Origin of the sequence: Rhodococcus sp. IEGM 1381 (assembly GCF_030056795.1) — a bacterium.
GTDB lineage: Bacteria > Actinomycetota > Actinomycetes > Mycobacteriales > Mycobacteriaceae > Rhodococcoides.
In genome coordinates this window covers 25,413-47,013 of the sequence record NZ_JASHKQ010000005.1, presented here as the reverse complement: position 1 = coordinate 47,013, position 21,601 = coordinate 25,413, and the positions used below count along the sequence as shown (strand labels likewise).

General features: G+C 62.7%; 22 protein-coding genes. 9 read left to right on the top strand and 13 right to left on the bottom strand.

Annotated elements, in window-relative coordinates; genetic code table 11:
* Positions 1–23 precede the first annotated feature (23 nt).
* Both QM797_RS14615 and QM797_RS14610 read left to right on the top strand, forming a co-directional pair.
* The gene (locus QM797_RS14615) at positions 24–581 is read left to right on the top strand and encodes a hypothetical protein (protein ID WP_283276360.1); all 558 of its coding nucleotides are present in this window, start codon (positions 24–26) and stop codon (positions 579–581) included.
* Positions 582–913: 332 nt separating this feature from the next.
* Positions 914–1,717, top strand: a complete 804-nt coding sequence (locus QM797_RS14610; protein WP_283276359.1) for an LppP/LprE family lipoprotein — start codon at positions 914–916, stop codon at positions 1,715–1,717.
* 72 nt (positions 1,718–1,789) lie between these two features.
* Here QM797_RS14610 and QM797_RS14605 read toward each other — a convergent pair whose 3' ends face one another.
* Both QM797_RS14605 and QM797_RS14600 read right to left on the bottom strand, forming a co-directional pair.
* A complete protein-coding gene (locus tag QM797_RS14605) occupies positions 1,790–2,275 on the bottom strand; it encodes an SRPBCC family protein (protein WP_283276358.1) in 486 nt (161 codons plus the stop codon).
* Positions 2,276–2,278: 3 nt separating this feature from the next.
* Positions 2,279–2,620, bottom strand: coding sequence for an ArsR/SmtB family transcription factor (locus tag QM797_RS14600; protein WP_283276357.1), 342 nt, complete (start codon positions 2,618–2,620; stop codon positions 2,279–2,281).
* 108 nt (positions 2,621–2,728) lie between these two features.
* Here QM797_RS14600 and QM797_RS14595 point away from each other — a divergent pair, with 108 nt between their 5' ends.
* From QM797_RS14595 to QM797_RS14585, 3 genes are all read left to right on the top strand, one after another.
* Positions 2,729–3,418 carry a DUF998 domain-containing protein gene (locus QM797_RS14595; protein ID WP_283276356.1) on the top strand — a complete coding sequence of 230 codons (690 nt, stop codon included), beginning with the start codon at positions 2,729–2,731 and terminating at the stop codon, positions 3,416–3,418.
* A 73-nt stretch (positions 3,419–3,491) separates the two neighbouring features.
* Positions 3,492–4,064: a DUF3558 domain-containing protein gene (locus QM797_RS14590; protein ID WP_283276355.1), complete on the top strand. Its 573-nt coding sequence runs from the start codon at positions 3,492–3,494 to the stop codon at positions 4,062–4,064.
* Positions 4,065–4,077: 13 nt separating this feature from the next.
* Complete coding sequence (locus QM797_RS14585; protein ID WP_283276354.1) at positions 4,078–4,473, top strand: hypothetical protein; 396 nt, start codon at positions 4,078–4,080, stop codon at positions 4,471–4,473.
* A 60-nt stretch (positions 4,474–4,533) separates the two neighbouring features.
* On the opposite strand, the gene QM797_RS14580 is transcribed toward QM797_RS14585, so the two are convergent.
* Positions 4,534–5,904 carry a dicarboxylate/amino acid:cation symporter gene (locus tag QM797_RS14580; RefSeq protein WP_283276353.1) on the bottom strand — a complete coding sequence of 457 codons (1,371 nt, stop codon included), beginning with the start codon at positions 5,902–5,904 and terminating at the stop codon, positions 4,534–4,536.
* A 316-nt stretch (positions 5,905–6,220) separates the two neighbouring features.
* Here QM797_RS14580 and QM797_RS14575 point away from each other — a divergent pair, with 316 nt between their 5' ends.
* Both QM797_RS14575 and QM797_RS14570 read left to right on the top strand, forming a co-directional pair.
* A complete protein-coding gene (locus QM797_RS14575) occupies positions 6,221–6,898 on the top strand; it encodes a SanA/YdcF family protein (RefSeq protein ID WP_283276352.1) in 678 nt (225 codons plus the stop codon).
* A gap of 187 nt (positions 6,899–7,085) precedes the next feature.
* Positions 7,086–8,681 carry an ABC-F family ATP-binding cassette domain-containing protein gene (locus QM797_RS14570; protein WP_283276351.1) on the top strand — a complete coding sequence of 532 codons (1,596 nt, stop codon included), beginning with the start codon at positions 7,086–7,088 and terminating at the stop codon, positions 8,679–8,681.
* A gap of 9 nt (positions 8,682–8,690) precedes the next feature.
* Here the strand turns inward: QM797_RS14570 and QM797_RS14565 are convergent, their stop codons facing one another.
* The 8 genes from QM797_RS14565 to QM797_RS14530 all read right to left on the bottom strand — a co-directional run bounded on the left by QM797_RS14565 (position 8,691) and on the right by QM797_RS14530 (position 18,799).
* Positions 8,691–10,307, bottom strand: coding sequence for an AMP-binding protein (locus QM797_RS14565; protein WP_283276350.1), 1,617 nt, complete (start codon positions 10,305–10,307; stop codon positions 8,691–8,693).
* A gap of 20 nt (positions 10,308–10,327) precedes the next feature.
* A complete protein-coding gene (locus tag QM797_RS14560) occupies positions 10,328–11,629 on the bottom strand; it encodes a DUF2786 domain-containing protein (protein WP_283276349.1) in 1,302 nt (433 codons plus the stop codon).
* Positions 11,630–11,719: 90 nt separating this feature from the next.
* Positions 11,720–12,379, bottom strand: a complete 660-nt coding sequence (locus QM797_RS14555; protein WP_283276348.1) for a serine hydrolase — start codon at positions 12,377–12,379, stop codon at positions 11,720–11,722.
* Positions 12,380–12,753: 374 nt separating this feature from the next.
* Complete coding sequence (locus QM797_RS14550) at positions 12,754–14,352, bottom strand: FAD-dependent oxidoreductase (protein ID WP_283276347.1); 1,599 nt, start codon at positions 14,350–14,352, stop codon at positions 12,754–12,756.
* A 47-nt stretch (positions 14,353–14,399) separates the two neighbouring features.
* On the bottom strand, positions 14,400–15,419 hold the full coding sequence (locus QM797_RS14545) for an AurF N-oxygenase family protein (protein WP_283276346.1): 1,020 nt from the start codon (positions 15,417–15,419) through the stop codon (positions 14,400–14,402).
* A 92-nt stretch (positions 15,420–15,511) separates the two neighbouring features.
* Positions 15,512–16,816 (bottom strand): T3SS (YopN, CesT) and YbjN peptide-binding chaperone 1, encoded by a 1,305-nt coding sequence (locus tag QM797_RS14540; protein ID WP_283276345.1) that lies wholly within the window; start codon positions 16,814–16,816, stop codon positions 15,512–15,514.
* Positions 16,817–16,907: 91 nt separating this feature from the next.
* Positions 16,908–18,077, bottom strand: coding sequence for a hypothetical protein (locus QM797_RS14535; protein ID WP_283276344.1), 1,170 nt, complete (start codon positions 18,075–18,077; stop codon positions 16,908–16,910).
* Positions 18,078–18,124: 47 nt separating this feature from the next.
* Positions 18,125–18,799 (bottom strand): NUDIX hydrolase, encoded by a 675-nt coding sequence (locus QM797_RS14530; protein WP_283276343.1) that lies wholly within the window; start codon positions 18,797–18,799, stop codon positions 18,125–18,127.
* Positions 18,800–18,860: 61 nt separating this feature from the next.
* On the opposite strand from QM797_RS14530, the gene QM797_RS14525 reads away from it, so the two are divergent.
* Together QM797_RS14525 and QM797_RS14520 are read left to right on the top strand one after the other, a co-directional pair.
* Positions 18,861–19,787, top strand: coding sequence for an ADP-ribosylglycohydrolase family protein (locus QM797_RS14525; RefSeq protein WP_283276342.1), 927 nt, complete (start codon positions 18,861–18,863; stop codon positions 19,785–19,787).
* The gene (locus QM797_RS14520) at positions 19,784–20,293 is read left to right on the top strand and encodes an O-acetyl-ADP-ribose deacetylase (RefSeq protein WP_283276341.1); all 510 of its coding nucleotides are present in this window, start codon (positions 19,784–19,786) and stop codon (positions 20,291–20,293) included. Before QM797_RS14525 ends, QM797_RS14520 begins: the two co-directional genes overlap by 4 nt.
* 7 nt (positions 20,294–20,300) lie before the next feature.
* Here QM797_RS14520 and QM797_RS14515 read toward each other — a convergent pair whose 3' ends face one another.
* Complete coding sequence (locus tag QM797_RS14515; RefSeq protein WP_283276340.1) at positions 20,301–20,987, bottom strand: excalibur calcium-binding domain-containing protein; 687 nt, start codon at positions 20,985–20,987, stop codon at positions 20,301–20,303.
* A gap of 169 nt (positions 20,988–21,156) precedes the next feature.
* The gene (locus QM797_RS14510) at positions 21,157–21,507 is read right to left on the bottom strand and encodes a VOC family protein (RefSeq protein ID WP_283276339.1); all 351 of its coding nucleotides are present in this window, start codon (positions 21,505–21,507) and stop codon (positions 21,157–21,159) included.
* Positions 21,508–21,601: the final 94 nt, after the last annotated feature.

Below are 21,601 nucleotides of genomic sequence, written 5' to 3'. Positions count from 1 at the left end.
GTAACTGTGCGACGGTGGGCCACATGAAACCCAGAGCACGCATGGCTCCCGAAAAAATCGGCTCGATCATCGGAGCCGTTTTCGGATTGGTCTTCGTCTTCGTCAATTCGGATACGTTTTCGACGACCTTGACCATCGGGGTGCGAGTCGTCGCAGTGGTGGCGTTGGTCGTCGTGCTTCTCTCGGTGTGGCGAGTGCCGCCGGCCCCTGCTCCGGAGGGCGCAGCCCGCGGCGGCTTCGGCCGCGGGTACTGGGTTGTGGTCGCCGTCGAGGTGGCTGCAATCTTCGGCGGTCTCGCGATCATCAACGGTCCACTCGATGCACCGCAGGCTGCGGTCGCGTGGATTTCGACGGTCGTCGGCGTGCACTTCGTCGCCCTTGCTCTGGTGTGGAAGCTACGTTTCTTCACCGGCCTCGGCGTGGCGTTGACCGCGCTCGGCGTACTCGCCCTGATTCTCGCCGCTGCGGGTGCCGCCGACAGCTCTATCGACGCGATCGGTGCAATCCTCCCCGGCTTCCTGTTGCTCGGCTTCGCCCTGTGGGGGAGCAGTCGAGCGTTGGTCGGCAGCACTCACCGGTAGCGGATTCGACTCGATTGGATCTCGACTCGGTGAAGGATCGTGATCTGAAGTAACGGTCGGTTCGTGACGCTCGACACCCGAGTATGAAACTACGAGTGTGTGCGGGGCTGGCCGTCGTCGCGTTGATCGTGAGCGGGTGTTCGAGCCCGGATTCGGACACCCCAGGGGCCGAAAACTCTGGGTCCGGAAAAACAGCACCACCCACCTCGTCCGCCGCCCAGACGACGTCACCGGGATCATCGACAACTCCCGGCACGCCTGTCGGGGGAGGTTCGATCACCTGTCTCGAAGACTCCGTAGTTCAGGACGCGATCGGTGGCCTCACTCCGTTCATGGCCAGTGGTTGGCAACTCGACGAGCAAGGCGACCCCTGCGCAACGCTGGCCTGGGCCACCGCGCGCATCGCGGGTGCAACCAGCAGCAGCCCGGAAACCGTCCTGTTCTTTCACGACAACACCTACCTCGGAACCGCGACGGCCGAGCAATACGCGTTCACGACCGTGGTCGATCAGCTCCCCGACACCGTCGCGGTGTCGTACAAGTGGATCAATCCTGGTGACGCGAACGCGAACCCGACTGGCGGACCCGCGCTCGTGCGATACCAGTGGAACGGGTCATCGGTCGACATGCTCGACCAGTTGCCGCCGGAAGTGCTGAACCCGCCGCGCGCGAACCCAGTGCCCAGTCCTGCGCCCGGTCCTGCACCCGGTCCTGCACCTGCTGGCAACGTGGATCCGGCGACCGGATCAGTGTGTGTGGAGAACTCGGCGCGAGATGCGGCTCTTGCATCGCTCCCACCCTTCGAGGGCAGAGGCTGGATCGACGGCACGAGGTCCTACCCGTGCCTACCCCTGGTTACATTTCTTACGCGACCCGACGGCCGCAACATGAATGACGACCCGTCGTATTTGCTCTTCTTTCACGACGGCCAGTATCTGGGCATGGCCAATGACGTTCCGTATCCGAACATGAGTGTCGCCGATTCGGGCTACGACTTCATCACCATCGCGTACAGGTGGCGAGTCCCGGGTGACGACCCTGTCTCCCCGGGTGGTGGGCCGGCCCTGGTGCGCTACCAGTGGAACGGATCTTCTGTCGAGACAATCGGAGCGATTCCGGTCGAGGTGACGGGGTGAGTTGACCGTGGAGCGGCTTCGCCGCATGTGCACGGAAGTTCGTAGCAGAGACCGAGGTTTTGTGCACCACGTTCAGTCGGCGACGATGGCGTCGATCTGGCCGAGGGCGAGCCCCATGCCCTCTTCCATGCCCATCGAGACGAGTTCTTCGAGCTGTGTCAGGCTGTCGAATCGCGTCTGGATGGTCATCCGTGTCCGACCGTCGACGTCTTCGAGGGTCGCGACGGCGTGGGTGACGGGCATCGTCGACGACGGATTGCCCGAGTCGTCGGCGAATCCGTCGTCGAACGAGAGCGTCGTCGGCGCGGAGATATCGGTGAAAAGCCACCAGCCGGCGGCCTTCTCGCCGTCCGGCCCGGTCATGTAGTACGACGCCTTGCCGCCCGGAACGAAGTCGTGGCGCTCGAAAGTCGCGGGCCACGTCGGTGGACCCCACCATCGTTCGAGCTGGCGTGGGTCCTCCCAGATTTGCCAAACCCGTTCGACTTTCGCGTCGAACTCGGCGACCACGGTCATGGTCAAGTTCTCCGCATCCTTGTATGAGCTGATGAACGGCATGATTCAGCCTTTCTCGTCCGTGGATAGGAGGTCGTCGATCCGGTCGACACGGTGTCGCCAGATCTCCTCGTAGGTGCCGAGCAATGAGCGGGCATGTGCGATGGTGTCCAATCGAACTCGCACGATCTGCTCCCGTCCACGCTTGTGCTTTGTGATCACCGCTGCGCGTTCGAGCACTGCGACGTGTTTCTGCACGGCGGCAAAACTCATGGCGTAGTGAGATGCCAAGTCCGAGACCGACTGTTCGCCCACGGTGACCTTGGCGACGATGTCACGACGCGTCGTGTCTGCGAACGCCTGAAAGAGGCGATCCACCTCCGGATCACCCAACTGATCTACAGCCATGTGGTTGTACGTTATTCGCGGCTCGGTCCTCCGTCAAGGGGGCACATCGATTTGTCGGGCAACATGGAGTGTGGACGGCGACCCTCGTCGTCCGAGAGGAGTGCCAAGGTGCGGATTCGATCGGCCATGATCGGCGCTCTGTTGATCGTGTTGGGGGCGTTGGTCGTGCTGGTTCTCGATCTCCACACCGCGTGGCAGACGCCATCGCATCTGCGTCGCACGATCAGTGAATACGGACTCGGCGCGCAGCAGTGGGTGTTCTCGATCGGGGTCGTCCTGCTCGCGTTCGGCTCGGCACTCACACTCGCGTCCGCGCTTCGGCATCGCCTCACTCGGCCCGCATCGGCCGCATCGATCTGCCTGACGCTGTGGACCGTAGGACTCGTGGCCGTCGTCGCTGTGCCGAAACAGGATTGGTCGAACGACGCGTCACTGAGCCTCGGCGGGACGATCCACCGGCTCGGTGCCGCCGTGGCGTTCGTCAGCATCCCGATCGCAGTCTTCGCGTTCTCTCGGCCCTGGATTCGCGACGGCGTGTGGGCAGCCCGCGCACGAATCACTGTGGGACTGAGCATGCTGTCGGTCGTGACGCTGCTGCCCATCGTGTACGCACTCGCGATCGGAGCCACCGGCTCGCGACCCTGGTATCGGGTGGTCACCCTCGGCTATGTGGAGCGAGTGCTCGTCGTCGCCGAAGTAATCGCGTTGATCTCGCTGGCGCTGTGGGTGTGGGCAGCTGAACGTAGGAGTCTCGCTTCTGTCGACTCAAAGGAGATCAGGGCCTCGCAGCCCGTCTAGGGAACCGATCGGGCTCCTGTCGCGTCCAACTGTTCAGTGACGTCAGTGACGTCGGTGGCGAGAGGGTGAACGTATGCGGTCAACGGGTAGGCATCTGCTTGCGGCAGCTTGCGCTTCGGCGCTGTTGCTGACAGGATGCGCCGCCTCGACGCAGGGGAGCCCTGTCGCGAGTGGAGATTTTTCGACCGAACAGACGACTGTGGCGTCGGTCCCCGGGGAACCGTTCGACCCATGCACGATCCCCAAGTCCGCGGTCACCGCAAGTGGGCTGGACGTGAGTACGGAGCGGCCGGACTTCGCGGGCATTACGACGTACCCCGGTTGGAAGAACTGTGCGTGGGATGGGCCGACCGAGACGCCGTGGTACTTCTTCATCGTCCAGTCCTCGATCAACTCGCTCGATCAATTCTTAGGCAGTCCGCAGAATGAAAATCAGGTTCCAGTCCACATAGGCCCTCGCGCAGCAGTTCAGTTCCACCTCTCCGAGGACGGCCAACCGCCAGAGGGTTGCAGTATTGCGCTCGAGGCAAGCGGCAACCTCGTAATCTTCATCCTTCACAAAATTGGCTCGAAAGACTTGATGGGTGATCCCTGCGCCGAAGTCAACAAGCATGCCGAGGACCTTCAGTCCTACTTGCCGAAATGAAAGGCACGCCCCAGTGACCGACAGGACTCTAGGTCTGGCCGACAACCTTGCCTACTGGCGATCATTGCGCGATCAGGCAGATGCCGGCGAACTCTACGTCGAGGCTGATGTTGCAGTGGCCTGCGACAAGGCGTGTTCCGACTACCTCGAAAAACTGGACAAAATGTTCGAGATGACCATCGGCCTGTCGTCGCCTGAAGCCTTCGGCGACTTGCCGTCCGCTCAGCAACTTGGAGCCAAGTTTCATCGCCTCGCGGTGGGCGAAGAAGGCTCCGCTCGCTTTGCGATCAAGCAGCAGATCGAGATCATCAAGACGATGCGCGAGTTTTTTCAACACTATTTCGCGAGTGTCGAGGCCGCAGACAGTGACACCGCGGCATCAGTCGAAGCACTATCGCCACCGCGATAGACGAAAAATCCCGACGACCCAGTTGCTCGGTCGTCGGGATCGATCGTTCGAAAAGTGCTGCTAGCGAGCCAGTTCCACTTCGGCTTCCTCGTCGACGAAGGGATCGCCGTTTCGCGGAGCGTTGTACCGCTCGAGGTCGAGGATTCCCTCGCGCTTGGCAACGATGGTCGGCACCAGCGCCTGGCCGGTCACGTTGACCGCGGTGCGGCCCATGTCGACGATCGGCTCCACCGCGAGCAGCAGACCGACACCGGCGAGAGGCAACCCGAGTGTCGACAGCGTGAGGGTGAGCATCACCGTCGCGCCTGTCGTTCCTGCTGTTGCAGCAGAACCGATCACAGACACAACGATGATCAGCAGGTAGTCGGTGATGGTGAGATCGATGCCGTAGAACTGAGCCACGAAGAGAGCCGCGATTGCGGGATAGATTGCCGCGCAACCATCCATCTTGGTCGTCGCCCCGAGCGGGACCGCGAACGATGCGTACTCACGCGGCACGCCGAGGTTGCGTTCTGTCACACGCTCCGTGAGTGGCAGGGTTCCGATCGAAGAACGTGACACGAACCCCAGCTGCGTTGCCGGCCAGACGCCCGAGTAGAAGTTGCGCACCGAAAGGCCATGGGCGCGAACGATCAACGGGTACACCACGAAGAACACCACAGCCAAACCGATGTAGATCGACACGGTGAACACACCGAGCGATCCGATCGCATCCCAGCCATAGGTGGCAACCGCGTTACCGATCAGAGCAGCAGTGCCGATCGGTGCCAAGCGAATGATCCACCACAGCACCTTCTGCACGATGGCCAGCAACGAGGCGTTGAATGCGAGGAAGGGCTCGGCCTTCTTGCCGACCTTGAGTGCCGCGATGCCGATAGCAGCCGCGATCACCAGCAACTGCAGGATGTTGAAGCTCAACGATGTGGTTGCGGTGCCCTCGGTGACGGTGGTCTTTGCGCCGAGCGCGAAGAAGTTGTTCGGCACGAGTCCGGTGAGGAAGGACCACCACGATCCGACACTGGACGGATCCTTCGCCGAGTCCATCCCCGCGCTGGTGCGTGAGCCCGGTTGCGCGACCAAACCGATCACGATGCCGATGATGACGGCGATGAACGCTGTGATAGCGAACCACCACAGCGTCTGAATGGCGAGGCGGGCGGCATTCGTGACTTCACGGAGGTTGGCGATGGAGCTGACGATTGCCGTGAAGACCAGCGGAATGACTGCGACGGTGAGCAGCTTGACGTAGCTCGAACCGATGGTCGACAGAGTTCCGACCAACCAGTTCGGGTCGCCGCCGTCGGCGTCGGGCATAGAACGAGCGATCAGCCCGAACACGACACCGAGCACGAGACCGGCAACGATTTGTGGACCGAACGCGGTTGCCCAGGTAGGGACACGGCGCGTACGGGTAGCGCTGGGCGCAGACATGGTTATGCCTTTCGAAAACGAAGAAGTGCCGACAGAGATGTGCGACAGAATGCTCATCGGGCCGACATGCCCGACGGAGAGGTTGAGGTCTAGAGGACCGTCAACAGGTAGCGCTGGCTTGCAGACGCAAATCGACGTAGCGTCGAGAGGTCAGCAGCGGATTCACTGCTAGTACGGTACTCGTCGGACATCCGGGGCAGCTGGGCAGGGTTCTTCTGAGGGTTCACTGTGGAATCGATGTGGGTGCGCCGCGGTGTCGAAAATGCGCCGTTTTCATCGGCTACGTTCAGTTCTCTGCCGCCGACGAAACGAGATCATGAGTACGAAAGCAAAACCCCGAGGACTGGTCCGGCGACTCCTGCGAGCGGTGTCTGCACTCGTTGCAGCACTGGTGGCGATCGTTCTGGCTTCGGCCGGTTGGGTTGCCTATGCGACGGCTGGCAAGGTCTACGACGTCGACGATGCACCGGATGCGCCCGTGGCGATCGTTCTCGGCGCGCAGGTGCGCGACGGCAAACCGATGCGGTTTCTCGCCGGTCGCCTCGACGCCGCGATCGCGTTGATGCAAACCGGAAAGATCAAAGCGATTCTGGTCTCCGGCGACGCAGACGGCAACTCCGGCAACGAAATTCAGGCCATGACCGACTATCTGATCGAGCACGGCATCGACCCTGCCGTGATCATCGGCGACGATCACGGCGTCGACACCTACGACACATGCGCTCGGGCGAAAGAGACCTTCGGCGTCGAACGTGGCCTGATCATCAGCCAGCCCCTTCACGTCTCGCGCGCCGTGGCGCTGTGCGAGGACATGGGCTTGGAGGTCGACGGCGTGACTGCCGAGTGCATCGACTGCAATACACTCGCGGTGGTTCGCAACTACGCGCGAGAGTTGTTGGCGCGCCCCAAAGCAGTGCTCGATCTGTGGTCCGGACGTGATCCCGTCGTTGTGTCCCCGCCCGTCGATTCGCTCGCGACCATCACCGGCAAATGAGTGTTCCGCGAGCGCACAGGCGATCCGCTACTCAGTTTTGAATATGTGCCGCCGATCGGCGTCGGTTATCCGAAACTGGGGAGCCGATCAGAACAGTCGACGTGAAAGACGCAGGCTGAAGCGCGGCTAGAGTGAGCGAGCCCGGTTCGACGACTCAGCGGACCCGAGTTTCAGGAGAAGTGAACGCTTGAGCTGGATCCGCTTGAACGACGTTGCCAAGGGATACGACCAGAAGGTGATGCTGCGCGAGGTGTTCTTTCGTCTCGCCGACGGTGATCGCATCGGGCTGATCGGCCGCAACGGAACGGGAAAGACCACCCTGCTGCAGCTTCTTCTCGGGCGTGAGACACCCGATTCCGGGACCGTCGACGTCACAGAGGGCGCACGGATTGGGTACTTCTCGCAGTTCTCCGAATTGGACGGCGATCGCAGCATTCAAACGGAGCTCGAATCTCTCTTCGGCGCTGTCCACGCAATCGAGACCGAATTGGCCGAGGTCGAGACCGCATTGGGCGGCGACCTGGACGAGAAGCAGATGTACAAGCTCGTCGACCGTCAAGCAGAACTGCTCGACGCCATGGAGAACAGCGGCGGTTGGACCTACCACCAGCAGATCGACACAGTGCTGTCGATGCTCGGATTCAACGCCGAACGACGTGAGCTGCCCGTCGATCGACTGTCCGGTGGTTGGCGCAACCGCGCTGCGTTGGCCAAGATCCTCATCGAGGCCCCGGACGTCCTGCTCCTCGACGAGCCGACGAACTTCCTCGATGTTGCCGGAATCGCATGGCTCGAACGTTGGCTACGAGATTTCCGCGGTGCGCTTCTCGTTGTCTCGCACGACCGCGCATTCCTCGAGCAGGTCGTCACCAGCATCGTCGAAATCGAGAACCATCACCTGCAGACGTACGACGGTAGCTACTCGGAATACGTTCAGCAGAAGCAGTTTCGACTCAAGAACCTCGAACGCGAGTTCAGCAACGAGCAACAGCTGCTGGCCTACGAGCAAGAAGCGATCAGTGATCGCAAGGAAGCAGTGAAGAACCCCAGCGGGGTGCTCAAGCGTCGACTGGCGAACATCAAGAAGAGCAAGAGTCCACGACCTGTCGACACGGTGGTCACCGCCATCTACGGCGGTCTGCATGTGCACGACAACCTGGCGGAGATCAACGGGATCGCCAAAAGCTATGGCGAGCAACGACTCTTCGAGAACATCTCATTCACCGTGCACCGCGGTGACCGCATCGCCATCACTGGACCCAATGGATGTGGAAAGACCACTCTCGTCGACATTCTTGTCGGTGCCGAGCAACCGGACAGCGGCAAGATCAAATGGAAGACCAAAGCGCCGTCGTTCATCTACTACAACCAGGTGCTGGCCGATCTCGATCTCGACGACACGGTGTCGCATTCGGTGAACGCGATGCCGGGCAGTCTCGCTCTGACCGCGACGAAGAAGGAAGTCCACCGCTTCCTCACGTTGTTGCAGTTCTCCGAGCTGGATCTCAAGTCGAAGATCGGGGTGCTGTCCGGTGGGCAAAAGGCACGAGTTGCATTGGCGCAGTGCCTGTTGTTCGGCGCAGGCGTCATCGTGCTCGACGAGCCCACCAACCACCTCGACCTGCAGAGCACCCAGGTGCTCGAACGCGCGCTGATGGCCTTTCCCGGCGCGGTGATCCTGGTGAGCCACGACAGGTTCTTCGTCGAGAAGGTGGCATTTCGGCAGTTGTCGTTCGACGGCAAGGGCGGCGTCACCGAAATCGCCGGTGTGCAAATGGCGTGACCTCGTGGGCTACCCGTTGATCTTGGATGTGGACGTGCCCCACTCGGCGTCGCGCAGCTCTTTCTTCCTGATCTTGCCGGTCGATGTCTTCGGCAGCTCGACGATGAATTCGACGTTGCGCGGGGCTTTGTACGACGCGATGGCCGATTTTACGTGCGCCTCGAGCTCGGCTTCCGAGGCGTCCGCGCCGGGCACCAGAACCACGAATGCCTTAGGCCGCTCTCCCCACTTGTCGTCGGGCACCCCGATCACCGCAACATCGGCGACGGCGGGATGGCTCGCCAGTGCCTGCTCCACCTCGATGGTCGAGATGTTCTCGCCCCCGGAAATGACGACGTCCTTGGCGCGATCGAGTAGCTGAACGTAGCCGTCGGGATGCATCACCCCGAGGTCACCGGAATGGAACCAGCCGCCCGCGAAAGCCTGTGTCGTGCCGGCAGTGTCGTTGTAATACCCCTTCATGACGTTGTTGCCGCGCATGACGATCTCGCCCATTTCACCGCCGTCGGGTTCGACGTCGATCAAAACTCCACCGGGACCGGGCTTGTCGCGTACCACGCGCAGACGGTCTGCAGTGAGCATGCCGACTCCCTGTCTGGCCAAGCGACGAGCCTGTTCGTCTGCATCCAGGTCGAGCCATTCCTGCTTCGCCTCGCACACCGAATAGGGACCGTAGGTTTCGGTGAGGCCGTAGACGTGTACGAGCGTTGCTCCCAATGCTCGAATCTTGGCGATGATCGTCGGGCTCGGAGGAGCTCCTGCTGTGACGATGGTCAGCGGTCGGTCGAGTGAATGTGCCTCTGCAGCAGTGGCGAGCGTGGTCAACACGGTCGGCGCACCGGCAAGGTGATCGACGCCGTTGTCGATGGCCGACCAGATGGCGTCGCCACGCACTCCGCGAAGGCATACGTGTGTGCCGGAGGCGGCCGTGACCGCCCACGTGGTGCACCATCCGTTGCAGTGGAACATCGGCAGAGTCCATAGATAGCGGGTGTCGACGCCGAATCCCTGGTGGTGCAGTTCTCCCAGGGAATTGAGGTAGGCGCCGCGGTGGGTGTACATCACGCCCTTGGGTCGACCGGTGGTGCCCGAGGTGTAATTGATCGTGATGGTCGACGTCTCGTCGTCGACCTCCCACTCCATCGGTTCGTCGGTGCCCCGTTCGAGGAATGCGTCGTATCGCGTGGTGTGCGGCAGCTTGTCGTACGTGCCGTCCACCGAGGGAGTCTCGACGATCTCGGTGACCGAATCTGCGATGGGATCTGTTCCGAGCCCGGCCAGCAGTGCCGAATCACCCAACAACAGAACCGAACCGGAGTGATCGCAGATGTAGCGAACTTCGTCCGGTGAGAGCCTGGTGTTGATCGCGACCAGAACGGCACCGGCCAGTGGCACCGCGTAATGCGCGAACAGCAGCTCCGCCGAGTTCGACGCAATGTAGGCCACCCGATCGCCGTGGCCGACCCCCGACGCGCGCAGGGCATGCGCGAGCCTGGTGACGGCGGCGGCGAACTGCTCGTAGGTGAAGGTGCGCGGACCATCCTCCACGGCGGTCTTGTGGGGATGAACCTCCGCAGCGCGTTCGAGAAAGCGAAGTGGTGTCAGCGGAGTATCCAGACCGGTCATGTCAGTCAATGTAGCCCGCACTACGAGGCCAGATCGGATTTGTCGATTCGTTCGCGCCCACCGGTAAGGTCGGCGAGTTCGGCGGCGGCCCGGCCCGCAAGCCACCCCTGAGCATTGTCGCTGCCGAACTTGATCGTTTTCGTCGACGGGTACCGGGCAGCGTAGGCGCGGTCCACGGCATCGGATCGCTTCGCCATGATCGGCACCAGAGCCGATCCGTGCTGTTGCGTTGCCGCCGCAGTAGCTCGCGTGCGTGCGTCGTGCAATCGTTCGCCGACTCGGTGGGCGTAGGCGATCAGGAATGCATGACGAAAGCTGCGAGTCCGCGAGGTCGGCGACTCGCCGACCTCATCGAGTGCGCGTGCCGATTGGACCAGTAACGAGGTGTACAGAAGTTCGCAAAGATCGAGATCGACGGGTAGACCGATCACGGTGGCCAGCATGTACTTCTTTTTCCACACTGTTCTGGCACCGTTGGCCTTGCACACGCTGTGCAGCAGAAGCAGTTTAGCTTTCGAGTACGGATTGCTCACCATGATGCGACGAGTGACGACATCGTCGATCAAGCTGCGAGAGTTCCCCTCGTCGAGAAGCGCGCTGTCGATCGCATAGCGCGTCATCAGGTCCTGAGCCTTGGCCGAAAATGCCTCGGCTTCAGCGGGGAATTGCGTGGACTCGGCCTTGGCCAGCAACCCTCGTATTCTGCCGAGCATCTTCGAGTCCGCCATCTGCCGCGGACCCGTAGGCGTGGTGCGTGATGTCCATCGAGTGGGAGGGGGCAGGAGTGTCTCTAGGGGCAACAACCATGTTGCGCAACCGAGTACGAGTAACAGGGTGTACCACGATTGTGCCGACGATCGCCGGTTGTACGAACGCAACCGCCGAAGACGGTCGGCGGTGGTGCCGCCTGCAGATTCGACGTTCAGCTCGGACAACTGATCTCGCCAGAAATCCGGAGCAAGGCTGTCGGCGGAACTTCGCGCCATGTGGGAGCCGATAGCCTCGACCATGACCACCGCGCCGTCGCTTCCGGCGCTCTGACGGGTTACGTGTACCAGTTCGGCAGGCTGCCAACCGTTCTCGAAAGCCGTGTCGAGAGCGTCGTCGAGTATTCTTGCTGCGCGATCGTGCACCGAACAAGCTCGATCGGTTTCGTCCGCAGCGGACAGGCGTTCCGCGATCAGCTGGGTCATGTCCTTCGCCGACGACCCCAACTGGGCGAAACCGATTCCGCTGTCGAGCAACTCGTTCGGATCGGCACCGTCTCGCACATTGTTTGCGCGCGAATACTTGAAAATACTGTCCAGATTGATACGACTCATCGTCGTCCCCTCCACGTCCCCCGGTGTGGTCCCCGAACTTTTCGGTGAATCGCAGACTAGGGGAGGGGTACGACAAACTATTCGAACGTGTCAGCGAGGAGCGAGCATCTGCAGCAGTTCTTCGACCGACGGCAGGCCGGGAATCGCGGGAAGGTTCGGAACAGGAGCGGGGGCGGGCGGTGCCGTCAACTCGACGCCGCCGAGCGCTGCCAACACGTCGTCGGTATTGGACCTGGTCGGTCCGTATGTATTGGATGCGATTACGAAATCATCGCCGATCGACGCCGACGCGACCACACTCGATCGGTCGTCGGCCCATCCCCACTTGGTCCCGATCGCGCCGGGCAACTGCTCAGTGCCCCAGTCCTGAACCATTCCATCGCGTGCCACCGGAGCCGCCGTGGTCATCCAGGCCAGTACCGGGCTGGCGGGATCGGTGCGCTTCTTCGCCGCCAGGAATCGCACGGTGTCGGCTGTGCTGGTGTACGAACTGCCCCAGAAGCCTCCGCGTGAGGTGGAGGTGAGTCCGAATTCCGCGGCCGTCGCATCGATGGCCTGGGGGTACTTGTTGTCGAGCACAGAGGCGGCGCTGTCGTCGCTGACCTGCACCATTCGAGCGGCCAGGTCGCGATCACGTGCAGAACCGTCGCCGCGTCGTACGACGTAGTCGGCCATGTACAGCTTGACCGTCGACAAACCCGGGCGGGCGGAGTTGTCCTCGGCACTGCCTACGTACGTGCCTGTCGGCACGTGTTCGTACGAGATCGAGGTTCGGGATGGCACGTCGGCGAGGTCAGCGGGTGTCGGCAGAGCCTGCGCTGGAGCTGCGCAAGTGAGAGCTAGCGCAATACCGACAATTGGGACAGCGTTTCTGAGGACGTTGCGTCGTAGGCCCGGCATCTCGGTCTCCTCGAGGTGTAGGCCCGCCGCTGTTCGGTGGCCGATGTTTCGATCTACCCCGATGGTAGACGGTTCAACCTCGCGCCGCTTTCTCCGGTTCTGCGGCCTTCGTCACCTGGATGAATGTGGCTTTGTTGCAGTTGGAGTGACTGGTGGGCGCATTGATCCAGTCAGCGGGCGCCACACCGCCGGATACAGAGGGCAGGGTGCTCAGGACCGGGTGGTCAGGACCGGCGCAGCGTCGACAGCATCTCTCTCGAGCGTCGCAGAGGCCCTCGGCTCGACTCGGCGGGCCAGGTGCTGGGCAACTCGATCGGATCGGTCAGGCGACCCGCGTTGAAGTCGTCGACCAGATGTCCGACGGTTTCCTGGGCGCAGGATTTGTTGGTGCCGATGAATCCCGAGGGGCCGCGCTTGATCCAACCGGTGACATAGCTGCCGACCGAAGTCTGCCCGCCGGATTCCTGCAATACACGGCCGCCGGTGTTGGGAATGATGCTGCGGCGATCGTCGAAGGGAACCCCGGGCAGCGCAACTCCGCGGTAGCCGATGGATGTGAGGACCAGTCCGGCGTCGAGGGTGTCGATTTCACCGGTCGCAGTGCTGCGCACCACGTCGTCACCGTCGGCAGTCAGACCCATCCGCTCGAACTCGATGCCCGTCACTCGATCGGTGCCGAGGATGCGAGTGGGGGAGAGCAGGTATCGCAGTGTGATGCGCTTACGGCCGTCGCTGTGCTCGGGGGATTCGTCGACGTGGCGAAGAAGTTGAAGCTTCTGTGCCACGGCGTGAGGTAGGTCATCGGTAGCGGCGAGGCGGACCGTCACCGGGTCGAGTGCGAGTTCGGTGCGGTCGATGGCGAGATCGATATCGGGGACGGTGAGCAATCCGGCGAACTCGGGAACGGTGAATGCAGACTGGGCCACGCCTCGGCGGCCGACGACGACCACCTCACGAATAGAGCTGTGGCGCAAAGCGTCCAGGGCGTGGGGTGCGATGTCGGTCTGGGCGAGCGATTCCGGATCCATGGTCAGGATGCGGGCGACGTCCAGCGCCACGTTGCCGTTGCCGATGATGACGGCGCGCTCGTGCGAGAGATCGAACGTGCGGTGTGCGTGATCGGGGTGGCCGTTGTACCAGGCGACGAAGTCGGTTGCCGAACTGCGGCCTGGCAATTCGGCACCGGGAATGCGGAGTTCCCGGTCCGACGATGCCCCGACTGCATAGATCACTGCGTGATGGGTGTCCATCAACTGGTCGTGGGTGATGTCCTTGCCGACCTCGACGCCGAGGTGGAAGGTGAATCCCTTCTGCGCAGAGATGGTTTCGAACAGGCGCGATACCTGACGCGTCTTCTGATGGTCGGGCGCGACGCCGAGGCGAGCGAGGCCGTGTGGCTGCGGGAGTCTGTCGTAGACATCGACTTTCACACCCGGTTGCGTGAGCAGCTCGTCCGCCGCGTACATCGCCGACGGTCCGGATCCGACGATCGCGACTCGAAGGGGTTGACGATCACGCGAGACCGATGCCGCCGGCGTGACCGGTGCCAAGATCGGCCGAGGCGGGCGTTCCTGCTTGTAGAAGTCCGCATTGATCGTCAGGAACGGCAGTTGAGCCTCGGTCAGTTTTGCTTGCGGCACAATGGCGTCGACCGGGCAGGCCGAGACACATGCGCCGCAGTCCACACACGATTGCGGATCGATATGCAGCATCTCTGCCGTCAGGAAGTCAGGCTCGTCGGGGGTGGGATGAATGCAGTTGACGGGGCACGCGTAGACGCACGACGCGTCGCTGCAACATGATTGGGTGACGACGTGGGGCATGAGGGGTTCCTGACGGCAGAGGCAAGAAAGGCTGAGCGGCGAGAGGGCTATGCAGCGAACTGGCTCGAGCTGCGATCGGGCTCGCTACGGAAACGTGAGGCCTTGCCGTCGATTCCGCACATCTTCCACATCAGACGAGCGGCACGATTCATCATGCCGGTGTCGGTGGCCAGCATGCGGACATCGCCGAAGTAGTCCTGGAGCGCGTGCTGCGATTCCGGGGTACCCCAGAACAGGTCCTTCTTCACCTGCTTCGGGATGTCGAATTTCGTCCAGAACTTCTTCGGCGGAATGACGATGACGTCGCACAGGATGCGCATCGTGATCGGGAAGGCGAGTGAGAGCAAGAACCGTCCGGCCTTGGACATCTTGGGGACTCGACGACGTAGCAGTTGGTGCGCGAACGAGATGTGTCGCGCTTCCTCGGCAACGTGAATGGCCATGACGCTCTGCATGATCGGGTGGATGTCTTCACCGGACCGTAGGACCGATTTCTGAATGTGGTCGATGGGCTCTTCGCCTGCGAGAACGCCGACGAAGAACAGTTCTGGCAGCAGCGTGGCGAACAGTGGAACGAACGGAGAGAGCATCTTCATGGGCCGACTCATGCCGGGCGCATCGGAACCGATGCGGTTGACCATCTCCTGGAACATCAGGGTGTGGTTGCACTCTTCGATCGATTCGTGGGTGCAGTAGCGCGCCTCGGCAGAGCCGTTGGGCAATGAAAAGACGTACTGCATCATGCCGCGGATCAGGATGTTCTCGAATTGCAGACCGACCTTCGCGACATTGGCCTGACGCCACATGCCGATCTCGATCTGCCTGTCGAGTGGAAGTGCCTGGTACCAGGCGTGGCCGCCGATCGGATCGGTTTTGGCCGGCAAAACCCATCGAGGATCGTTCGCGGGTACTGCGAACTTCTCGGACTCCCAGTCGATGTCCACGTAGGGGTCGAAGTGCTTGTGCACCGAGCCCTCGGACAGCAACGTGAGCGTCTCGACGTACTGCTGCTCGTCCGCAGTGTCGGCGTCGACCGAAACGGACGTATTGCTTGTCGTCAGTGTCATGGTTTCTCCAAACGAAGTGCGAACATGGGGTTAATGTAACCCGGGTTAACACAAAAGGGAAGCCTGTTGGGGAGACTCTGATCAGCGGTCGTCTATTGGTCGTCCGAACGCTCGTCGGACACCTCGGCCACTTCGTCGGTCTCGAACAGTTGCAGCTGGATCGCCGAAGGATCGACTACCGGTGTGACCTGCTCGGGAGTGCTGCGCAGCACATCACGGAGGGCAGAGACGGCCCGGCCCCAGTTGGCCGCTTCGCGATCTGCCTCGGCGACGTCACAGTGCTCGTCGCCCAGATCCGCGGCAACCGCCATCCCACGCCACGATGCTTCTTGTTCGGCGCTGATCCGCAGATACGACACGACGACATCGCGATCGGACGAGCAACACTCGAGAACCACGTGCAGGTCGAGCGATTCTTCTTCGGACGCGGCGAGCAGATCGACCAGTTCGAGCAAACCGTCGGGAAAGTCGTCCGCGTCGACGGTGGGCGGCGTCGGCTCCCCGAGCACGCCTCCGAAATCCTCCGCGAACTTGTCGTCGACCTGCTCCCACACGTGACTGAGCATGCGCACCGCCCACAACAGGTGATCTGCGACGAAGGGCGACCCGCTGACTCGTACCTGAGCGACGATGCAGTCCTGGACCAGGTGCAGCATCACATCCGGCAGTTGCAGATTCAGGTCGACCAACAATTCCGCCGCGCGAGTGCGGCCGGACACGGCATGGACAAGCGTCGAATTGATCTCGACCACCGGTTCGGTGGGTTTGACCGATACGTACGCGGTGCCGCCCACGAACCGCAGCGGGATGTCGCCGTCGGGGTCATGATCCGGCGGGAAGCCGAACCACGGTTCCAGCGCGCGATCGACCAACTGCTGCAGGTGTTCCTTGCCCTTGGGCTGCACGCACAGCGGTACCACGGAGACGTCGGCCTCCGTGATGGCGATCTCGAAACTCGGTACGTCGTAGCGCCCGGTGGCGCGTGAGCTGAGGAACGACGGGTGTGGCAAGCCCCAGATGTCGCGGAAGACCGCGACGGTCTTCTTCGCCAGATCGTCGGACCACGAGCGATTGCGGTCCACGTGCGGTGCCGTCGGCTCGTCGTTGTGCGAAATGCGGAATCCTAACGCACTCAATGCATCTCGCTGATCGCCGGTGATGGCTCGGCTGCTGTGCAGGTGTTCGTTCGCCGGTATCTCGCAGCGGACCATATCGAGATCCCAGGCATAGAACTGCACGCAGGCGGCGGTGTCGGGGACGCCGTCGGTGGTGTCGTATCGCGATTCGATCACCAACGCATCGCCGTCGCGCATGGCGCTGACGTAGTCGCCGAGCGTGCGCTGGAACTGCATCCAGGCGGCATCGACGTCGAAGTCGAACTCGAGTGAATCGCTCATGTCGGCTCCTTACCCAGATCGCGCTGACGTAACGCGGACTCGATTACGCTAGCGGCGACCACCGACACGATCTCGGCGCTCGCGGGGGCGATCACGACGATGCCGAATCCTCGGGCGATCGTGTCAGCGGGTCATCGAGAGAATCGTCGTCGAGCGCACCGAAGGGCTGTGCCTCGGCCACACCGTCCAACACCGCCGGACGTAGAGCGTGCGGAACGGCCAGTACTTCCTCGATCCTGACGAGAATGCCCTGTTCGATCAACGATCGAACACGGTGATCGATCAACTGGGCCGTACGCAGATCCTCGCCTTCCAGATCGGCGTAGTCCTCGCCCTCGTTGTTGACGGGTAGCTCTTCGGTCATGGCGGCGAGCAACGTCTGCACCGCAAAGGTATTGGCCAGTGACCGCGACACGTCGGGGTCGTCGGCATCTCCGGACAGCTGCACCCGCACATGCTCGGCAACCAGTTCGTGCACAGTCTCCGCGCCGCGGCCGGCCAATGAATGGGCATTGTCGCCCGGCCTCGCAGTGTCACCGTCGATGCGAATCAATTCGGTCGCGATGGCCGTCGACCAGTAATCGACCGTGGCGACGCCCGCGCCGACTTCTGTGGGATCGAACGGCGCCGAACCGGCTGCGCGCTGCAGATGAGCATCGTCCGATACTGCCAGCCCATCGGCGACCCGCGCGACTATGTCGTCCAGTGCCGGCAACAGTGGCAGCGCCGAGATGGCCGCCAGCTCCTGTGCGAGAGACACGTCGGGGAGGTCGATGTCGTCGGCGTCGAGCATGTCGGGCTCGTCGCCCTCGAGGAAGTCCGAGAGATCTTCCATGCAGTGCGCGTAGTCCTCGGGTGTGCCGTCCCAGAGATCGGTTTCGTCGAGGAAGGTCAGGTACTGCAGGGACGTGAGCACAAGATTGACCGCGGTGTCCTCTGCCGTGTCGGACTCCTCCTGGAGGATGCGTTCCGCGGCGTCCACCAGCAGGTGCGCATCGGCCGGCAGCCAGGCGCTGGGGGAGAAGCCCTGACGGGCTCCGGAAAGCTGGGTCAGCGTCGACGAGACGAGCCGTGAGATCGCCTCCGACTGTTCCGACATCTCGCTCGCGTCCAGCCACTCCACGAAACCGTCGATCAGATCGGCGATCCGTTCGCTGTCGACACCGGCCGGAGCCGGTCGGGACTGCTGATGACGCCGTTGCCGGGCCTTGGTCTTTTCTGCACGTTTCTGTCCGCGGTTGGCAGGCCGCTTCGATCCCATGAGTGGCAGCTTATCTGCTGGGATGTCCGGTTTCGTCGGTCCATGCCTCAGTCGAGCAGGAACGCGCCGGCCGACGGCGGAAGAGTCGGTCTCGGAAGACGGCGATACAGCTCGGCCGGCCGGCCGCCGCCCGCGGCCGACGTCGTGCCCGTCCCCTCGAGGGAGCCAAGGACATGGCGTCGAAATGTGTCTTTCGGGAGCGGGCGATCGAACACGATCTCGTAGAGCTCACGTAATTCGAGAAGTGTGAATTCCTCGTCGATCAGCAGCGCGGGATCCACCTCGCGTGCATAGCGTCGACGCAGGTCGAGAACGGCTTCGGCCACCATCTCGCCATGGTCGAAGGCGAGCGGTGACGCCGGTCTTCCGTTGTCGATCGGTACGAATTCGTTTGTTGCAGAAAGTGATCGGGTCGAGACCGCAGCGCTGTGCGCCATCGACAGAACCCATCCACGGTCGTCCCGATCCGGGGCGTCGAACATTCTCAGTTGGTGAAATGTGAGATCGACGATGCCGGCCTTGGTCTGCAGTGCCCGGTCTGCAGCGTTGGCGAGATTCTCTTCGGGTCGCAGGAATGTGCCCGGTAGAGCGCGGCCCCGTTCGGTCGGCACCACGACCACGTGCAATCGACGTTCGCGGACGGTCAGTACTGCGACATCGACAGCCACGGAGGGGCGGGGGTAGTCGGTCAGAGCTTTGCCGTCTCGGTCTCGCCAGGTCATGCGTTGCATCTTAGCGTGAATATGATCTAAGCTTAGATCAACATCGAGCTAAGGGGTAGGCATGCAGTTGACGGACATTCGGCAGGATCGAGCGAGGGGCGTTCTGCTCGGAACCGCAGTAGGAGACGCTCTGGGCGCGGGTTACGAGTTCGGATATCCCTCTCCGGAGACCGAGATCGACATGATCGGCGGCGGAACGTTCGACTGGGCTCCGGGCGAATGGACCGACGACACCTCGATGGCACTCTGCGTCGCGCGTGCACTGGAAGCAGGCGGGGACGTCGACGACATTGCCGAGAACTTTCGCGCGTGGTTCGCGCAGAACCCGCCCGACGTAGGAAATCAAACCCGCGCCGTGCTCGCGCAGACCACACGCACTGGCGCAGACATGACTGCAGCGGCGGCGGCGTTGCCCGGGAGAACCGGCGGCAACGGATCGCTCATGCGTACCGCGCCCGTCGCGCTGGCCTACCTCGACGATGCGGCCGGCTGCCGAGCTGCCGCAGCTCGCATCAGTGCACTGACACATTCCGACCCGCGGGCCGGTGAGGCGTGTCAATTGTGGAGTCACGCAATCCGATACGCAGTTCTGTACGGTACATACGACGGCGTCGCCGAGTTCCTCGACGAGGCTGCGCACGAGGTGCGGGACTACTGGTGCCCGCTGATTCAGCAGGCACAGGTGGGCGAGCCTGCCGACTTCTCCAACAACGGTTGGGTGGTGCACGCGCTGCAGACGGCGTGGTGGGCAATCCATCGCAGCGCCGGCGAGGCACGGCCCTTGTCGGCCGCCCTCGAACTGTGTGTTCGTGCGGGCGGTGACACAGACACCACAGCGGCCATTGCAGGAGGACTCCTCGGAGCGCGCTGGGGAGCCTCGGCCGTACCGCGCGGCTGGCGCGACATCGTCCACGGTTACCCAGGCTTCCGCGCCGACGATCTTGACCGAATCACCTCGAACATCACTGCAGTGAAGGAACTTTCATGACCATCATCGACATCGTTCAGGGCGACATCACAGACGTGGCGGCCAGCGCGATCGTCAACGCCGCCAACGCACGTCTGCTCGGCGGCGGCGGGGTCGACGGTGCTATCCATCGCGCCGGTGGGCCGACGATCCTCGCGGAATGCAAGGCGCTGCGGGCCACCACCCTGCCGCACGGCCTCGACGTCGGCGCAGCCGTCGCGACCACAGCCGGCAGATTACGAGCAGACTGTGTCATCCACACCGTCGGTCCGCGGTACTCACAGCACGAGGACAGATCGGAGTTGCTGCGCTCGTGCTACGCCCGAAGTCTGGCGCTCGCTGCGTCGATGAATCTGAAGTCCATCGCATTTCCCCTGATATCCGGCGGATCCTTCGGATGGCCGATGCACGACGCAGTCACTCAGCAAGTGGTGGCCGTGAAAGCTGCGCGGCCGTCGGTCGAACTGGTCATGCTGGTCGCGTTCTCCCGCGCAAGCGCCGACCTGACGCGGCGGTTGGTGGGTTGAACAGCGATCAGGTGTCGCAGCCGATTCCATCCTTGTCGCGGTCGAGTTTCAAGCTGTACCCCGGCTCGCCTGCGTAGATCGGGGCAGCGCCCGCCGCGCGGACCGCATCGCAATTGGCGTACGAGACCACGGGCGGCACTGCAACAAGCGGTGCGGGAGCGGTGTAAACGGGCTCCGGTGTGTAGACCGGCTCGGGGATGTACACGGGCTCAGGATCAGGCAATGGAATGTACTCCGTTGTCGTCGGCACCTCGACGATGGCGGCTACTGCTTCGGTCGTCGGGGCGACGGTGGTCGTGGTGGTCGGTGCCGGTGTGGTTGTCGACGGCGGCGCGGACGTCGTCGTGACGGTCGGCAAGGCGGGCACGGCCGCGACCGGGGCAACGGCGGGGGTCTCGGGTTCTGTGGTGGTGGTCAGTCCCATGAAGATCAAGGCGGGGAGGACTGCGATGGCCGGTACCGCCCACCCTCGGCGACCTCGACTGGGCGACAAGTACAGATATGCGATGCCGGCTCCGACCATCAGTGCGCCCACGAGCAACGCACCGAACTCGAACGACACGAGTGCGCCGATCGAGAATATCCCACCGAAAATGATTGCAGCCCAGGCGAATACCTTCCCGAACAGGGGGCGGCGTGGAGTCTCGGGCTCGGGTGCGGGGCGCTGGAAGGGTGGTGGGTAGGCGCTTGTCATGTAGTTCGTCCTCGGGTCGCGAATGGTGTCGATACCGCGGAAACGATGTACCGCGAGACCGGAAGCAACCACTCGATTCCGTCCGAACCGGTCGGTCGCATTTCCGTTCACCATGTCGCATTCACCGCGTTTGTCGTTACACCCGACCGGACAACGACAACCGCATCGATCAATAGCGTTCGCGAAAGCCGCCGATCGCGGTGATGGAATTGCCGTCGGGGTCGACAACGGTGCTCAGTCGAACGCCCTTGTTCGCGTCGACGATGTCGCCGAACTCGACCCCACGTGAGCGCGCCGAAGTGACGAAAGATTCGAGATCGTCGACGGCGACGTTCAACTGCGACGCGCCTGCTCGCTCGGGATCGACTGTCACCTGCACCCAGGCAGTCGGGGCGGCCTGCCACTCCACCAAACTCGGCATCGGGTTGTCGTCTGCGGGCCGATCGAACAGCCGGCGATACCAGGCGTCGGCCGAATCGATGTCGCGTACCGCGATCACTGCAAAGACATGTTCGATCATGTCGTTCTCCTTCGTGTCGGCAAGGGGTTCACGGATACTGACCGGGATCGGCGGCCGGACTCATCGCGCAGAACCTGTCGCCAGGCTCGAGTAG

What these genes read in the sequence shown, in the direction of transcription:
- QM797_RS14615 (WP_283276360.1), top strand. Translation starts at nt 24, where the DNA reads ATGAAACCCAGAGCACGCATGGCTCCCGAAAAAATCGGCTCGATCATC.
- QM797_RS14610 (WP_283276359.1), top strand. Translation starts at nt 914, where the DNA reads ATGGCCAGTGGTTGGCAACTCGACGAGCAAGGCGACCCCTGCGCAACG.
- QM797_RS14605 (WP_283276358.1), bottom strand. Translation starts at nt 2,275, where the DNA reads ATGCCGTTCATCAGCTCATACAAGGATGCGGAGAACTTGACCATGACC.
- QM797_RS14600 (WP_283276357.1), bottom strand. Translation starts at nt 2,620, where the DNA reads ATGGCTGTAGATCAGTTGGGTGATCCGGAGGTGGATCGCCTCTTTCAG.
- QM797_RS14590 (WP_283276355.1), top strand. Translation starts at nt 3,492, where the DNA reads ATGCGGTCAACGGGTAGGCATCTGCTTGCGGCAGCTTGCGCTTCGGCG.
- QM797_RS14580 (WP_283276353.1), bottom strand. Translation starts at nt 5,904, where the DNA reads ATGTCTGCGCCCAGCGCTACCCGTACGCGCCGTGTCCCTACCTGGGCA.
- QM797_RS14575 (WP_283276352.1), top strand. Translation starts at nt 6,221, where the DNA reads ATGAGTACGAAAGCAAAACCCCGAGGACTGGTCCGGCGACTCCTGCGA.
- QM797_RS14565 (WP_283276350.1), bottom strand. Translation starts at nt 10,307, where the DNA reads ATGACCGGTCTGGATACTCCGCTGACACCACTTCGCTTTCTCGAACGC.
- QM797_RS14560 (WP_283276349.1), bottom strand. Translation starts at nt 11,629, where the DNA reads ATGAGTCGTATCAATCTGGACAGTATTTTCAAGTATTCGCGCGCAAAC.
- QM797_RS14550 (WP_283276347.1), bottom strand. Translation starts at nt 14,352, where the DNA reads ATGCCCCACGTCGTCACCCAATCATGTTGCAGCGACGCGTCGTGCGTC.
- QM797_RS14545 (WP_283276346.1), bottom strand. Translation starts at nt 15,419, where the DNA reads ATGACACTGACGACAAGCAATACGTCCGTTTCGGTCGACGCCGACACT.
- QM797_RS14540 (WP_283276345.1), bottom strand. Translation starts at nt 16,816, where the DNA reads ATGAGCGATTCACTCGAGTTCGACTTCGACGTCGATGCCGCCTGGATG.
- QM797_RS14535 (WP_283276344.1), bottom strand. Translation starts at nt 18,077, where the DNA reads ATGGGATCGAAGCGGCCTGCCAACCGCGGACAGAAACGTGCAGAAAAG.
- QM797_RS14530 (WP_283276343.1), bottom strand. Translation starts at nt 18,799, where the DNA reads ATGACCTGGCGAGACCGAGACGGCAAAGCTCTGACCGACTACCCCCGC.
- QM797_RS14525 (WP_283276342.1), top strand. Translation starts at nt 18,861, where the DNA reads ATGCAGTTGACGGACATTCGGCAGGATCGAGCGAGGGGCGTTCTGCTC.
- QM797_RS14520 (WP_283276341.1), top strand. Translation starts at nt 19,784, where the DNA reads ATGACCATCATCGACATCGTTCAGGGCGACATCACAGACGTGGCGGCC.
- QM797_RS14515 (WP_283276340.1), bottom strand. Translation starts at nt 20,987, where the DNA reads ATGACAAGCGCCTACCCACCACCCTTCCAGCGCCCCGCACCCGAGCCC.
- QM797_RS14510 (WP_283276339.1), bottom strand. Translation starts at nt 21,507, where the DNA reads ATGATCGAACATGTCTTTGCAGTGATCGCGGTACGCGACATCGATTCG.